Raw genomic sequence first — 16335 nt, 5'->3', positions numbered from 1 at the left:
TCAAATTAATGTAGTGTTAGGAAATCTCTTTTTCTATTAAGAAACTATAAAGAGGGAAAATCTTAATACTTTCTTAATGGAAGATAACGCTATAATACAATTGAGGTGAAAGAGGATGGAAAATACACGTCCAACTCCAGAGACGTTTTTAGCGAGGCTTCAACAGGAAGAACAATTTATAGGGAAGTTAAAGATCTTTCTCGGTTATGCTGCTGGAGTAGGTAAAACTTATGCAATGCTAGATGCAGCACATCAAGCAAAAAAACTTGGTAAAGATGTGGTAGTTGGCTATGTAGAACCACATCCTCGTCCAGATACGTTAGCTTTACTCGAAGGACTTGAGCAAATTCCTACGAAAAAAATAATTTATAAAGGGAAACCTTTTCAGGAATTAGATATTGATGAAGTACTAAAGCGCAAACCGGAAATTGTCATTATTGATGAATTGGCACATAGCAATGTTCTAACGATGCGTCATAAGAAACGTTTTGGGGATGTGGAGGAATTACTGGCAAAGGGCATTCATGTCTATACAACCGTAAATATTCAACATATAGAAAGCCTACATGATTTAGTAGAAGAAATAACCGGAATAAAGGTTCAAGAGCGTATTCCCGATTATTTAATTGATCATGCTGCACAAATAAAAATTGTCGATATTGAACCAGATGAGTTAATTCAACGCCTACAAGAAGGCAAAATTTATGTAAAACAACAAGCTGAAAAAGCGTTGCAATCTTTTTTTCGCAAACAAAATTTAGTAGCACTTCGAGAAATTGCATTACGGAGAGCTGCAGATACGATTAACTATAAGCAAGTAAACAGCGACGAATCTATAAAGCATCCTGTACAAATCGAAGAACATTTACTTGTGGGTATTAGTAGTTCTCCTACGAATGCCAAAGTTATTCGAACTACTGCCCGATTAGCACAGGCATTACATGGGAAATTTACAGCTCTTTACGTTCAAAACGTACAGGAGCACGACAGGAGTAACGTAAATTCTGAACGACTTCAGCAGCATATAAAGCTTGTTGAACAGCTTGGTGGCCATGTCGTAATTGTTCAGGAAGATGATGTAGCTGTCGCCCTTGCTAACTATGCACAAATTAGTGGTGTTACGAAATTAGTCATTGGTAGAACTAGCATGAGAAAAAAATGGTGGCGACCAAACACCAAAATTAGCGATCGACTCAACGAATTTGTGCCGAATTTAGCCATACATATAGTCCCTGATCAGGAAAACGAACAATTCTACTTCCCTACTGTAAAAAATAAGCTGTCATTTGAATGGCATGACTTATTAAAAATGGCTGTAGTATTTGGCATAGTATCAGTTGTTGGGCTATATTTTTACACAATTGGTGTTAGCGACTCAAACATTATCACTATCTACATTTTAGGTGTTTTAATTCTTGCCATTTGGTCATCGGGATGGATGATGAGCATTATTAGCTCCATCCTAGCAGTACTACTTTTTAATTATTTTTTTACAGAACCACGATTTTCATTTAACGCCTATCATCGTGACTATCCGATGACCTTTGTAATCATGTTCCTTTCAGGAGTGATTACGAGTAGCTTAACGAAAAAAATAAAGGAGCAAACCATTGTAGCTGTTCGTAAATCTTATCGAATGGAGGTGCTCCTTGATACAAATCGTAGACTTCAACATGCTAAGTCAATAGAAGAAATTATTATTGAAGGCATGTCACAAATCGTTAAATTAGTAGAAAAACCAGTACAATTTTTTGAGATAGAAAATAACTTAATTGTGAACTCTATTTTTTTCCGTACCGAGAGCATATCTAGTATTGAAAATAAGAAGATAGCATCCCTCTTTGGCAATCCGAATGAGCATGGTGTAGTAAGCTGGGTTATCAATAATAAGCATGTCGCAGGCGTCTCCACTGACATATTTCCTGAAGTGAATGCCTACTATTTACCGGTTATTTCAAACGGGAGCGTTAAAGGCGTTATCGGTATTGCACTGTCAAAGCAATCACCATTACCTGCATTTGAGCGTAATATTTTGCATGCCATTATGAATGATTTTTCATTCGCACTTGATAAATGGTATTTACAAAAACTCAATGCAGAAGTAGCTAGAGAAGCTGAAATGGAGCAAATGCGAGCAAACCTTTTGCGCGCAGTTTCTCATGATTTAAGAACACCGTTAACTGCTATTTCCGGTAATGCAGATATATTACTATCTAGTGCATCTCAAATTCGAGAGGATGAAAAAAGCAAAATATATGAGGATATTTATAAAAATTCGAAATGGCTAGTACAAATGGTTGAAAACTTACTTGCTGTGTCTAAGTTAGAAGATGGACAATTTGCAATGGAGATGCAATTGGAACTTGTAGAAGATATTATTCAAGAAGCACTAACGCATGTCGTTCGTCTAAACAATACACATGAAATATCCTATCAAATTGAACCAGAATTTTCATTTGCTGTAATGGATGCACGACTGATTATTCAAGTTCTAATTAATATTATTGATAATGCATTGACCTATACACCTTCAGGCAGTGTTATTACTTTAAAGGTCAAAGAATCTGAACGTTTCGTACACTTTAGCATTGCAGATAATGGCCCTGGCATTGACGATTCTATAAAAAACAACCTTTTTGAGCCATTTACTACCGGAAAAGTACAGCGGAGCGATAGTCGAAGAGGCTTAGGTTTAGGCCTAGCGCTATGTCAAACTATATTAAAATTACACGGAAGTGAAATAACAGTTTCGGATAATGAACCAAAAGGAACAATTTTTAATTTTTCACTGAAAAAAAGCCCTTTACCAAAGGTTAGCGATAATATTTATTAAGCGTTTGTATAAGTTGATTGGAGTAGAACATAGTGCCAAAAGGCTATCCTAAAGCGAATGCCCCAAAAAGCACGAGTCGGCATTGAAATCAACGACACGTTTATGGTGATGAACTAAAAAGGAGTAATGAATTTCGATGAATAAACGAATTCTAGTAGTAGAAGATGATATAGCCATTGGCAATTTAATTAAAATGACATTAACTACTCAGCAATATGAATTTGACATTGCTAGAGATGGTAATAGTGCTTTACAAAAGGCTCTTGCCATGAATCCAGACGTTATTATTTTGGATTTAGGACTACCAGACATAGACGGTGTAGAGCTTATTACGAAAATAAGAAGCTGGACTCAAACACCTATTATCGTAGTTAGTGCACGCGGCGAAGAGCACGATAAAATCAATGCTTTAGATGCCGGTGCAGACGATTATGTTACAAAGCCTTTCAGTGTTGAAGAGCTATTAGCCCGAATTCGAGTAGCGTTGAGAAGAATGTCATTTGAGCATCAGCTAGAAAATGAACCCTCTATCTTTGTAAATGGCCATTTACAAATAAACTACGCGGCAAATACAGTGTTTGTACATGACAAAGAAGTACATTTGACGCCTATTGAATATAAGCTCTTAGTTATTTTATCAAAGCATGTCGGCAAAGTTTTAACCCATAATTTTATTTTAAAGGAAGTTTGGCATAACGCACTTCAATCGGATGTTCCAAGTTTAAGAGTTTTTATGGCTACTCTTCGAAAGAAAATAGAGGATAATCCAGCTAATCCAAAGTTCATCCAAACACATGTCCGCGTTGGGTACAGAATGCTTCGTTGTCACGATGAAACATAAGGTATAGCTATTCCAATATTACTTTAGACGGCAAACTTATTATTGATTGACTGGATAAAAAATGATACTATTTATTTGATAATGATTATCACTGACAAGAAAGTAGGTAGATCTTATGAACCTTCACGCTGTTCAATTGGGTGAAAAAGTTAAAGTGAAAGATCTACAGCAAATTGACACTCTTTTATGTAAACGATTAAACGCTTTTGGTATTAAAGAAGGCTGTCAGGTTTGTATGATCCAAAAAGGATGGTTTTCTGGAGCTTGTATATTAGAATGTCAAGGACAGAAAATCGGGCTTAGAAAAAAAGATTTAATGGATATAAAGGTCGAACAAGTATGAGTAGATTAGCTTTAATAGGAAACCCGAATATCGGTAAAACATCATTGTTCAATACGTTGACAAATTCATATGAATATGTTGGCAATTGGAGTGGCGTAACCGTTGAAAAAAAAGTAGGACAAGTAAAAAAATTACAAAAAGAAATAATTGATTTACCTGGTGTCTATACGCTTAACCCTATTTCAAAGGATGAAAGTGTTGTTACTTCCTTTTTACTGGAGGATCAGGTAGATGGAATTTTAAATATTATCGATGCCTCAAATTTCGAACGAAATATGCAATTAACAGTAGATATACTTGAACTTAGAAAGCCTGTTTTCATCTGTTTAAATATGATAGACGTAGCGAAAAAGAAAGGCATCTCAATTGATGTCGAGAAATTACAAAGTTCTTTAGGAGTACCTGTTGTTCCAATAAGTGCTCGTACAGGTAAAGGTGTCGAAGGTATTTATGCTGCTATTCAAGCCTCTGATCGTACTCAACAACGTTTTACATTAGCCTATGATGACGTAATTGAAAAAGGCATCTCAAAAATTGAAGCATTGTTACAGCATGTTCCTGAAGAACAAAGAAGATGGTGTACGATTCAATTTTTAATGGGAAATGACGCTGTTGACGCTTATTTGCAAGACAAGGAATACTTTGAAAAGCTAGCTACTATGCGAGATGCTTTAGAGAAGCAAATAGGAGAACCAGTAAATAAAGCGATTGCTAAAAAACGGGATTTATATATTTCTACCATCAATAGCGAAGTAATTATACAAGAGAAAAGTGAAACTCAATGGTCAGAGAAAGTTGATAAAATTCTAACACATCCAATTTTAGGTGTTCCGATTTTCCTAGCGCTTATGTTTTTAATGTTTCAAGCAACGTTTGCATGGATTGGTACCCCTCTTTCGGATTTCCTGGATGGCTTTGTAAGTGGCCCTCTTTCAGATGCTGTTACTTATGGCTTAGAAGCTATTGGTGCAGCTCCTTTTATTGTTCATTTAATATGTGATGGTATCATTGCAGGTGTTGGCGGTGTTTTAGTTTTCATTCCGCAAATCTTTGTCCTATTTTTCTTTATTTCACTATTAGAAGATTCAGGGTATATGGCGAGAATTGCTGTTGTAATGGATCGCCTTATGGAATTTTTCGGTTTAAACGGGAAAGCCTTCATTCCGATGATTGTAAGCTTTGGATGCAATGTTCCAGGTGTAATGGCTGCAAGAACAATTGAACAGCCGAGAGAACGACTATTAACAATTCTTGTTGCGCCGTTTATGAGCTGCTCAGCAAGGCTACCTGTGTATGCTTTGTTCGGTGCTGCATTCTTTTCTGCACATCAATCATTAGTAGTATTCTCGCTATATGTTATGGGTATTGTCATAGCGCTTATTGTAACAAAAATATTATCAATGACGATTTTAAAAAATGAAACTTCCGTATTTTTCGTTGAGTTACCAGCCTACCATGTACCACAACTTAAAACACTTTGGCGTTCCACTTGGGAAAAAGGGAAAGGCTTTTTCCGCAAAGCTGGTACTATTATCTTTGCTGGCTCCGTTATTATTTGGCTCCTTTCTTATCTTGGACCACATGGTGCTAATGTCAATATGGATGACAGCTTTTTAGCAATTATTGGGGGCGCTTTTGGTGTGCTGTTTATCCCTCTTGGCTTTGGAACATGGCAAGCCGGTGCATCCCTTATTGCTGGATTCCTGGCAAAAGAAGTAATTGTTTCGACAATGGCGATTATTTATGGCGTAAGTGAAGGTGTATTATCCGCTACAATGACAACTCATTTTACTGCTTTAAGTGCTTATACATTCTTGGCCTTTGTTTTACTTTATATGCCTTGTTTAGCAACAGTAGGCGCAATAAAAAGGGAAACACAGTCTGTGAAATGGACTTTATTTGCAACCATTTATCCATTTGTTGTAGCTTATCTCATTGCGCTTATGATTTATGGTATTGGGAATTTATTGATGTGAGGTGTAGAAGATGACTTTATTAATTAATATCTTAATCGGTAGTATTATATTTGGCTATGCTGGTATTACTTTATATAAGAGCATTAAGAAGCAGAAAAAGGGCAAATGCGCATCATGCTCATTACAGAAGAGTTGTTCCTCTAACGTTTGTGTCCCTCCTACCAAACTGGAAGATTTTAGTACTAAATAAATAAAATATAGCGAGGTAATTCCAAATGGAAAATTCCATTGGGAACTACCTCGCTTTTTTGTGAGCTTTTAGACATGAAGTGCTTTCTTCTAAAGCTTAAGTATTAGAAACGTACTTTAAATGTTTCATCACCAAAAGTTAGTGATGACATTTGTTACAGTGTATAGTGAAGGCTGGGCTGAACTCCTTGAGGATCAGTACGAAGGCGTTATCACATCTTGTGATAACGCCTTCGCGACCAACATCGTGTTGTTACTGCTGCCGCTAAGCTTTCAACATCTGTTGACTCGAGAACCTAGTACGTCCAACGCAAGTGATAGCGGCTCATTGGACACCCTCAGGAAGCTTTGCTCTGCGCGAAAGCAAAGCGTTCAGTTGAACGGAAATAAACTACACATTTTGGTAATGATCCTTATATTTTAAATTTATTGATTTCTTCCTTCACGGACACCGCTTCTTCACTTAATGCCTTAGCAACAGCGTTAATTTCTTGAATAGTCGCAGTTTGCTCTTCTATTGTCGCTGCTATTGTTTCAGACTGTTGTGCAGCATGCTTGGAAGAAGAGGACATTTCATTGACCGATGCTGCCACTTCTTCAGTACTCGCAGAAATTTGTTGCGTAGAAGCAGATACATCCTCGATTTGAGATGTCATATCACTAATCGCCTTTAAAATCCCATCGAAGGCATTTTGGGCATTCTGAATAAATGTGACACCTTCGTCTACATTCAATACTGTTACATTTACGGCATTTTCTACTTCTATTGTTTCTTGCTGAATAAGTGCTATTACATCTACTATTTGATTGGCAGAAGCTTTGGATTGCTCTGCTAATTTACGCACTTCATCTGCTACGACCGCGAAGCCTTTACCATGTTCTCCTGCACGAGCCGCCTCAATCGCAGCATTTAATGCTAAAAGATTTGTTTGCTCAGTAATGTCAGTAATTACTTTCGTAATATTAACAATTTCAGCTGATTGCGTACTTAGCTTCTTAATACGTTCATTTGTTGTATTTGAAGATTGTTGGATAATTGACATTTGGTTTTCTGCAATATGCAACGTTTTTTCACCATCATTTGCAATAGATTGTGTGTCTACTGCTTTAGAATGAAGCATTTGAGTAGCCTCAGCAATACGTTGAACACCTTGAGCGGTTTCATCCATTGCTATCGAACTTTCACGACCTGTAACAGCCGCTTGGGTATCACTAATCGCCATTCTCTCTACAAGGTTTGCAATATCATGTGAGGAATTTGAAATTTCTTCTGTACTTGCTGCTAGTTCTTCAGCCGCTGATGATGTATGCTCAACATTTGCCGTCATGCTATGTATTAGTGAATGTAAATTAGACTTCATCAAATTAAAAGAATCAGCCAAATCTTTAATTTCATCCTTCGTTTTAACTTCGATATCCTTTTGACATAAATCACCTTTAGCAATGACCCTTGCTGCAGAAGTTAGCTTATTTACAGGGACAACGATGGAACGTACAAATATAATCCCAACTACTACACAAATCAATAAAATAATGCAGAACATCCATAAGAACCACTGTTTATTATTATTAATAAGCTTATCCACATGTGCTAAAGAATTTTGCATGTCTGTAATGTTTTCTTGTTGAAACAAATCTACTTTGTCATTAATCTCAACTGAAGTAGTATCAAATTCAAGCATCATTTTATTCCCTTGCTCAGGCCCGTCTTGAATGTAACGATGAGCCATTTTCTGACCCGTACTATAATACTCATCAAACGCTATTTTAATCGCATCTAATCTTTCCTGGTCTTCCTGATGCATTTTTTTCACTTGTTCCAAATCTTTATAAAAGATTTTGCTATATTTTTCTGCTTGCTCAAATCCATCATCTAAATTATCGAGTGCTCTTGTGGCACTAATATCAGTCAAATACTGCTGAACCTGTACAACTGCTAGCTTCATCTCATCTGCTAATAACGTCGTTTGAAGTGTTTTTTCTTTCATCAAATGTACTTGTTCCAGTTGAGATTTAGCATTTTGTTGCTGAAATACCCCCATAATTAAAACTAATACTACGATAAGGCCAAACGACACCATACTTCTTACTTTAATTGACACAAAATACCTCCTATTTTTAACCTCTAATAGTTTAGTCTGATAGAAAATATTTTAACAATTTATTTACATTAATGTAACATATTTACCAAACTAACTTCAAAATCATTATTTTTGTAACGTAATATTTACCAACAAAACATTATACCTTTCTTATCGACCGGAAAAATGAAAAAATGTGTAGTTTTCAAGAATTTTTCACCATTTATTACAACAGATGAAATAAGTAAACATTACAGGATACAGTGAATACATTTACAACGGATCTAGTTATTTATTTGTGCGTGTCGAACGCTAGCTTACCCATCTGCATATCATATTTATAATCAAGTATGTCATCAATGTTAAATCACTATCGAAAGGAGATCGTTATGGTATTTAGACCACAGTTCCCGATGTATCCTGGTGGCATGAGAATGCCCATGCAAATGCCAATGCAAATGCCGATGCAAATGCCAATGCAAATGCCAACACCTCCACAAATGCCACCGCAGTCCTTTTTCCCGCCTGGAGGCTTCCCAAATCAGCCACGAATTCCCGGTGGCTTTCCTATGTCCAGTGGAATAGGTTCATTTGGAGGACAAATGCCAATGCAGGAACCTTCAAAAATCGGTTCATTTTTGCAGCAGGCGAATAATTTATTTAACTCCGCGAAAACATATACACCTTACATTCAGCAAGCAATGCCAATGGTAAAAAATATTCCGTCACTTTTAAAATTGTATAAAGGATTTCAAGGTCTTCCTGCTGCAGGAGCTGCCGCAGGGGCTGGAGCAGTAGCAGCTGAAGCAGCGGCTAGCGGATCAGGTTCTACTAAAAGTCGAAAAGCGTCTCGACAAAATGGATCATTTACTCCTGCTGAACCAATTCCATCAAAGCCCCGTATATTCCAGCCGCCTATGTAGATAAGGTTTCTTTGTATTCGCCGTCCCTGTCCGTTATAATGTAGATAGGTAAGCTTGAAAGGAGTCACAACCATGCAAGTATTAAAAATTAATCCACGTGGCTATTGCTACGGTGTTGTTGATGCGATGGTCATCGCTCGAAACGCCGCACTCGATAAAACATTACCAAGACCTATCTACATTTTAGGTATGATTGTGCATAATAAACATGTCACGGATGCCTTTGAAGCAGATGGCATCATCACATTAGATGGCGAGAATCGTTTAGAAATTATTGAACAAGTTGAAACTGGCACTGTAATTTTCACAGCTCATGGTGTTTCACCTGAAATTCGTGAAATTGCAAAGCGAAAAGGCTTAGTATCCATTGATGCTACATGTCCTGACGTAACGGTTACACATGATTTAATTCGTGAAAAATCAGCAAATGGCTATGATATTATCTATATCGGTAAAAAAGGCCATCCCGAGCCGGAGGGAGCAATTGGGGTTGCACCTGATCATGTACATTTAGTGCAATCATCTACTGATATTGATGCATTAAATTTAACGAATGATAAATTACTAGTAACAAATCAAACGACGATGAGTCAATGGGATGTCGCTCATTTAATGGATAGTTTAAAAGAGAAATTCCCACATATTGAAGTGCATAAGGAAATTTGTTTGGCAACCCAGGTCCGCCAAGAGGCAGTTGCTCAGCAAGCTGGGGAGGCAGATTTACTTATTGTTGTTGGTGACCCAAAATCCAATAACTCGAATCGTTTAACGCAAGTTTCAGTTGAAATAGCAGGGACGCCATCTTATCGAATTGCTGACGTTTCTGAGCTAAAAGTTGAATGGTTAAAAGGAATTAATTCTGTCGCTGTTACAGCAGGTGCTTCTACGCCAACACCCATTGTAAAAGAGGTTATTTCATTCCTTGAGCATTTCGATGAAAATGATGAATCAACACATATCATTGAGCGTACAGTTACATTAAATAAAATTTTACCTAAAATTAAATCGCCAAAGCCTGTTGATAAAATTATGCCTTACTAAGAACAATGCGCTAAAGCGCTCGTTTACATCCGACAAGCACTGGAGAGCCAGAAGCAACAGTAAACGCTCACCAGTTTGCACGACAATCGAAACGACCTCGAGGAAGTAGCGCTTTAGTCTAGACGATCTATAGTAGAAAAAAATCCTGATTGTCTATGTTGACAATCAGGATTTCTCATTATTTACTAAAATAATAATTGACTGGACGACCAATACCACCATAATGCACATCCATCGTAATTTCCTCTTGCTTCTCTAAATAATCTAAGTATCTTCTTGCAGTTACACGCGCAATACCTACACCACTGGCTACTTCTTCTGCTGATGCTCCTTCTACAGAGTGCAAATAGTGCACCACTTTCTCTAGCGTTGCGCGATTAAAACCTTTAGGTAAACTTTTTTCTGACCGTAAGACGTTTGATTGCTGAGCTTCATTATGTCCCCCGTGATAATGGAATAACTCATCCAGCTCTCCTTGTGTTATTTCACGCTCCGATTGCATTTGCTTTTTGAAGCGCAAATAATTTTCAAGCGTTCCTTGCACTCGTTCAAATGAAAAAGGTTTCATAATATAATCAAAGACGCCAAGATGTAGGACCTGTTTTACAGTTTCCATATCATTAGCAGCTGTTACCGTAATTACATCTACCGGTAACTTGAGTTCACGAATTTTTCGTAAACTTGTCACGCCATCTTGCTCTGGCATGAAAATATCCATAAATACTAATTCTGGTTTAAGTTTTTGAATTTGCGCAATTCCTTCAACTCCATTTGAGGCTTGTCCAATTACTTCAAATCCAACTATCTTTTCAATAAATTGGCGATTAACCTCTCGCACCATTGGATCGTCCTCTATTAATAAAACCTTTGTTTGCGTCACTGTTAGTCCTCCATACACTTTGTTCTATCTCTATATGTGCAAATTTTTACTTAAGGAAGCTATCTATGAGAGCGCCACACTGTTCCCATAGAAATTCTCACTGCTATTTCAACTCATTACTCATAGAATTGACCTTCCATACAACCAAGCGCTTTCTTAGGGACATCATGAGACGTCCAGCATTTGTCAATGAGCCTATTAAGTATGGTAAAAAGTTATTAAAAAGCTTGTTCCTTTATTCGGTTCACTTATGACTTCGATTTCTCCCTTTCCTTTTTGTACAATTTCTTGTATTAAAAAAAGTCCAATGCCTCGACCTTTATTCTCTTTTGTCGAATAGCCATTATCAAAAATATGTGCCTTGACTTCATTCGTCATGCCTATACCATTATCCGTTACTAATATTGCCAGCACGTCCTCATCTTCATCAACAGAAACATGAATTATTTTTTCTTCAATTTGTACATCCCTTAATGCATCAAAAGCATTTTCGATTAAGTTACCAAATAAAATAACGAAATCATGATGATCTAAATTATTAGGAAATGTTGTCAAACGGCTTTCCCTATCAATCTCCAGTAGAATTCCCTGTTCTTTTGCATAGGAAATTTTACTAAGCAATAGCCCGGAAATATTTTCATTTTTAATCCGTTCATTTAAAAAGTTTGTAATTTCATCGTGTTCTTCTTTTACTTGTGTTAAGTAAGAAAGTGCTTGTTCATGATGTCCAAGTTGTAATAGACCAGCAATTGTGTGCAATTTATTTTTATGCTCATGTGTTTGTACGCGTAATGCTTGTACAAATGCCTTAACACCCGTTAGTTCCTCTGCAAGTTTTTTCACTTCTGTACGATCCTTAAACATGGCTACAGCCCCAACCGTTTTTCCATTAACTTGTATTGGTATACGATTACTCATAATATTGTTTTCATTAATATAAAGCTCTCGATTAAAAATGGGTTGATCTAACTCCAATATTTCCGGTAATCGTGTATCAGGTAACACGTCAAAAATTTTCTTCCCTATTAATGTTGAAGGTTTTTTGTGAACCCCCAAAATATCACATGCTTTTTCATTAAATATTGTAATTGTCAAATCATTATCAATAGCAATGATCCCTTCATGCATCGCGTTAAATGTTTCGGTTCTTTCTACATACATTTTAGCAATTTCGTGAGGCTCTAACCCAAACATTTGCTTTTTCATATGAAGCCCTAATGTATGAGCCCCCCATGCACTAAAGAACAGAGATAATAAAATAGTAATCATTAATTCTGTTTGAATAGATTGTAGCAACTCTGCCACAGTTAAAACACTATAGCCTACTACTACTACGCCTATTTGTTTACCTTCTTTACTCATGATTGGGACAAATGCTCGTACCATATCTCCATGTTCACCATGTGCAATGGATGTATAATAATGCTCAGAAAACGCAGCGTTTAGATCTCCTGACTCCGAGATTTGCCCAATCTCCTCTATATTTGGATGTGAGTACTTACGCCTTTGCATATCTAGTACAACAATATATTGTGCGCCATTTATATCACGTATTTCCTCCACTACAGGATTTATGTGTTGCGTAGCCTCGTTAAAATTTTTATTTGATATGTAAGTTTTTAGCTCGGGAAGCTGTGATACTGTTTTTGCCACGAGTAAAGCCTGATCTCCAAGCTTATCCTTTTGCACAGTCATGACGAACCCTAGCAAAAATGTTCCACCTATACTAAAGGAGAGCATGAGAATAAAAAAAGTCAGAGACATAATTTTTCTCTTCATCGATATTTTTTGAAATTTCAAGATGTACGCCTCCCTCTTACTATATTTTAACTTACTCCATATGTTAGAATAACAAAAACATCAGAAAATACGAATAAATTAGGTGTAATAGATGAAAAAATTTATTATTGGTACAATTGCAACCGTTTTATTGTTAACGATAGCGTTTGGTGTTCAACAAGGCTTACTATTCGCCAAGCCTCTTCCCTATGACGATGAGCAAAAAGGTTTGAATACGCAAATTACGATTCATTTAAGTCATGTTGTTGCTGAGAATACACCAAAAGGACAGGCGGCAAGTAAATTCGCCGAGCTTGTTGAGAAAAAAACAAATGGCAAGGTGAAGGTACACGTTTACCCAAACTCCTCCTTGTTTAATGATGAAAACGAGTTTCAGGCTTTGCAAAATGGACAAGTAGAAATGATTATCCCTACTTTCTCAAAGATGACATCCTATATACCAATTTGGCAGGTTCTTGATTTACCATACCTTTTTAATACGGATGATGAAGTACATGAGGTACTGACAGGTTCGATCGGTGAACAATTGTTAAATGAGCTTAAGCCTTTTCATATTAAAGGACTGGGCTTTTGGCATAATGGCTTTAAACATTTAACCTCTGTCGATCACCCTATCCATACATTTGAGGATTTAAAAGGCTTACGTGTCCGTACAATGCCAAGTAAAACCCTTGAAAAGCAATTCGAGGTAGTTGGGGCTACACCAATCCCGACTTCTTTTAGCGAGGTTTTTACTGATTTAGAATCGAATACGATTAATGCTCAGGAAAATACAGCGTCAAATATTTATTCTAAAGGTTTCTATAAAGTGCAGAAACATATGACATTAACTAAGCACGGCATTTTAGGATACGCTGTTTTAATGAATGACAAATTTTGGAGATCCTTACCTTCAGATATCCAACAACAGATAATGGAGGCTATGAAAGAAACAACAGACTGGCAATTTGAACAAGCAGTAGAAATGAACGAAGAAGATTTGCAAAAACTTAAGCAGCAGGAAAACTTTGAAATCTATACGATGAGTAATAAGGAACGCCAACGCTTTAAGGACAAACTAGCGCCTGTTTATGATTTTTATAGAAACAATGTACAAGAAAATGATGTTTTATCAGAAATTGAAAAAATTGTTTCTCCTTAAAGTATTACTGTGCGATTCATACTTTTGTTCATTAATGATAAAATCCTCACTAGCGTGGGGATTTTTTCTTGTGTATTATAATAGTTTCTAAAACTGCAAAACTACTATAAAACAGCTTAAAACCCTTGATATCACTAGTTTTACTGATCTCCCAACTAAAATTGAACAAAATGAACAATAGAAACTTTACGGTCATAAAAACTATTGTCGGAAAATTTCAGCTAAGATAACCTCATGAAAGCGTTCACATAATATTCATAAACAGTGTTAGGGGAGAACTTTATGCGTATAAATTTTAAAAACTTAACAGTACAAGTCCTGATTGCTATTGTGCTAGGTATTATTGTAGGTGCTACGTTCCCTGAATTCGGAGCGAAGTTGAAAATATTAGCAGATATTTTTATTAAATTAATTAAGATGTTAATAGCTCCTATCATTTTCTTAACAGTTGTTATTGGAATTGGTAGTATGGGCGATGTAAAAAAGGTTGGTAAAATTGGCGGGAAGGCATTAATTTATTTTGAAATTGTCTCTACTTTCGCATTAGCGATCGGTTTAATCGTTGTCAATATCGTAAAACCTGGTAAAGGCTTTAATACAGCTGCTGCGAACGGTGCAGATGTTTCCCAATATACAGAGGCAGCAGCCGCTACAGAGCATGGTATTGGTGCATTTATCATGCAAATTATACCTGATAATGTTGTCGGTGCACTTGCAAATGGCGAGTTATTACCTGTTTTATTCTCCGCTGTTTTATTCGGCATAGCTGCTGCAGCTATTGGTGAACCCGCTAAACCAGTTATTAAATTTTTCGAACAAGTTGCAGATATATTCTTTAAAATTGTTAATATGGTCATGAAAGTTTCCCCGATTGGTGCATTTGGCGCTATGAGCTACACAATCGGAAACTTCGGTCTTAAATCACTAGGAAACTTAGGATTTTTAATGCTTTCCGTTTATATTACAATGTTTATCTTTATCGTAGTCATCATTGGTCTTATTACACGTTACTTTGGATTCAGTATCTTTAAGTTTATTAAATATATTAAAGATGAAATTTTTATCGTTATTGGAACATCATCATCAGAATCTGCCCTACCTTCGATGATGCGTAAATTAGAAAACTATGGTTGCTCTAAACAAGTCGTTGGGCTTGTTATTCCAACGGGGTACTCCTTTAACTTAGATGGTACGTCCATCTACTTATCTATGGCGGCTATTTTTATCGCACAAGCTTATGGAGTGGATTTAGATGTTTGGCATCAAATTACATTACTAGCTATTTTAATGCTAACATCTAAAGGTGCAGCCGGTGTAACAGGCTCTGGCTTTATTACACTCGCAGCAACATTAGCAGCCTTCCCAATGATTCCAGTAGAAGGAATTGCCCTTTTAATCGGGGTCGACCGCTTTATGTCAGAGGCTCGCGCCGTTACAAACTTAATTGGTAATGGTGTAGCAACAGTTGTCGTTTCAAAAATGGAAAAAGAATTCGATCCAGAGCAAGAAAAACGTGCACTTGCAGGAGAAGTCACAACTCAACATTAAAATGAAAGGCTGTCCGGTAGTGAAGAAATTCACATTATCGGCCAGCCTTTTCAGTGTTAAACTCCATATTTCATTTTTAAAATCAAATGTACACCATTTGTTGCTTGCATAAAAAGTCAATCTAACTTTTCGATACCTCTATTATTCTAATTTTTCAATTGATTCGCCATTAATTCTATTAATTTTTTTCTTTTTTTATCATTCACTATTAGTTTGTCTACTCTTCTTTTACTTTCTAAATAGGATCTAACTTTTCGATTCGTATATAATAAATGTCTATACTTTTCGTTTTCATATAGTTCTTTAAACCAATTTTCACTTAATAAATAATTAATATGTTTATCAATTTTCTGGGTATCTAATGCATTACTTCCTTGTGGCACTAATCCTGATAGTAGGTCTTCTATCATTGTCTTAATCCCCCTTATATTAAAATAAACCTTTTTATAGAGATATTCCGTGATGACAATGCCAGCATTATTTTTTACTTTCGTTAGCTGATCAAACGCATTCCATTCATACGAATATACACCATCACTTATTAAATTTCCATCATCATCAGCTTATACGACTGTTGATTATTCACATAAACTAATTAATTGGCTCCATTATATTGGTAAGTACCTGCTTTACTCACCGTTTTTGAAAGACGATTACCAACCTGATCATATGTGTAATCCATTTGCATATCATCATACGTTTCTTGTGTTAATTGATTTAAAGTATTATAGTCTTTTTG

At 36.3% G+C, this 16335-nt stretch carries 13 protein-coding genes; 9 read left to right on the top strand and 4 right to left on the bottom strand.

What is annotated here, in order from left to right:
* Window positions 1-115 precede the first annotated feature (115 nt).
* The 5 genes from ACIQ7N_RS17655 (at window position 116) to ACIQ7N_RS17635 (ending at window position 6183) form a co-directional block, all read left to right on the top strand.
* Window positions 116-2833 (top strand): ATP-binding protein, encoded by a 2718-nt coding sequence (locus ACIQ7N_RS17655; protein WP_402934408.1) that lies wholly within the window; start codon window positions 116-118, stop codon window positions 2831-2833.
* 136 nt (window positions 2834-2969) lie between these two features.
* Complete coding sequence (locus tag ACIQ7N_RS17650; RefSeq protein ID WP_274067798.1) at window positions 2970-3674, top strand: response regulator transcription factor; 705 nt, start codon at window positions 2970-2972, stop codon at window positions 3672-3674.
* Between the two features lie 115 nt (window positions 3675-3789).
* Window positions 3790-4017: a FeoA family protein gene (locus ACIQ7N_RS17645; protein WP_142509835.1), complete on the top strand. Its 228-nt coding sequence runs from the start codon at window positions 3790-3792 to the stop codon at window positions 4015-4017.
* The gene (gene feoB / locus ACIQ7N_RS17640) at window positions 4014-5993 is read left to right on the top strand and encodes a ferrous iron transport protein B (RefSeq protein ID WP_402934405.1); all 1980 of its coding nucleotides are present in this window, start codon (window positions 4014-4016) and stop codon (window positions 5991-5993) included. Before ACIQ7N_RS17645 ends, feoB begins: the two co-directional genes overlap by 4 nt.
* Before the next feature lie 10 nt (window positions 5994-6003).
* Window positions 6004-6183 carry a FeoB-associated Cys-rich membrane protein gene (locus ACIQ7N_RS17635; RefSeq protein ID WP_402934402.1) on the top strand — a complete coding sequence of 60 codons (180 nt, stop codon included), beginning with the start codon at window positions 6004-6006 and terminating at the stop codon, window positions 6181-6183.
* Window positions 6184-6595: 412 nt separating this feature from the next.
* On the opposite strand, the gene ACIQ7N_RS17630 is transcribed toward ACIQ7N_RS17635, so the two are convergent.
* Window positions 6596-8284: a methyl-accepting chemotaxis protein gene (locus ACIQ7N_RS17630; protein WP_402934399.1), complete on the bottom strand. Its 1689-nt coding sequence runs from the start codon at window positions 8282-8284 to the stop codon at window positions 6596-6598.
* Window positions 8285-8652: 368 nt separating this feature from the next.
* On the opposite strand from ACIQ7N_RS17630, the gene ACIQ7N_RS17625 reads away from it, so the two are divergent.
* Window positions 8653-9186, top strand: coding sequence for a 4-hydroxy-3-methylbut-2-enyl diphosphate reductase (locus ACIQ7N_RS17625; RefSeq protein WP_323653509.1), 534 nt, complete (start codon window positions 8653-8655; stop codon window positions 9184-9186).
* A 72-nt stretch (window positions 9187-9258) separates the two neighbouring features.
* Window positions 9259-10227: a 4-hydroxy-3-methylbut-2-enyl diphosphate reductase gene (locus ACIQ7N_RS17620; RefSeq protein WP_402934395.1), complete on the top strand. Its 969-nt coding sequence runs from the start codon at window positions 9259-9261 to the stop codon at window positions 10225-10227.
* 178 nt (window positions 10228-10405) lie between these two features.
* Here ACIQ7N_RS17620 and ACIQ7N_RS17615 read toward each other — a convergent pair whose 3' ends face one another.
* Window positions 10406-11107, bottom strand: a complete 702-nt coding sequence (locus ACIQ7N_RS17615; RefSeq protein WP_132356800.1) for a response regulator — start codon at window positions 11105-11107, stop codon at window positions 10406-10408.
* Window positions 11108-11305: 198 nt separating this feature from the next.
* A complete protein-coding gene (locus ACIQ7N_RS17610; protein WP_483869819.1) occupies window positions 11306-12886 on the bottom strand; it encodes an ATP-binding protein in 1581 nt (526 codons plus the stop codon).
* Between the two features lie 112 nt (window positions 12887-12998).
* Between ACIQ7N_RS17610 and ACIQ7N_RS17605 the strand changes: the two genes are divergently transcribed.
* Together ACIQ7N_RS17605 and ACIQ7N_RS17600 are read left to right on the top strand one after the other, a co-directional pair.
* On the top strand, window positions 12999-14048 hold the full coding sequence (locus ACIQ7N_RS17605) for a TRAP transporter substrate-binding protein (RefSeq protein WP_402934392.1): 1050 nt from the start codon (window positions 12999-13001) through the stop codon (window positions 14046-14048).
* Between the two features lie 282 nt (window positions 14049-14330).
* Complete coding sequence (locus ACIQ7N_RS17600; protein ID WP_274067792.1) at window positions 14331-15596, top strand: dicarboxylate/amino acid:cation symporter; 1266 nt, start codon at window positions 14331-14333, stop codon at window positions 15594-15596.
* 146 nt (window positions 15597-15742) lie between these two features.
* On the opposite strand, the gene ACIQ7N_RS17595 is transcribed toward ACIQ7N_RS17600, so the two are convergent.
* Complete coding sequence (locus ACIQ7N_RS17595) at window positions 15743-16006, bottom strand: hypothetical protein (protein WP_402934388.1); 264 nt, start codon at window positions 16004-16006, stop codon at window positions 15743-15745.
* Window positions 16007-16335 lie beyond the last annotated feature (329 nt).

The sequence above is a fragment of the Lysinibacillus sp. NPDC095746 genome, assembly GCF_044763535.1.
GTDB lineage: Bacteria > Bacillota > Bacilli > Bacillales_A > Planococcaceae > Lysinibacillus.
The sequence above is the reverse complement of the archived record's forward strand: the minus strand, read 5'-3'. Positions and strand labels throughout refer to the sequence as shown.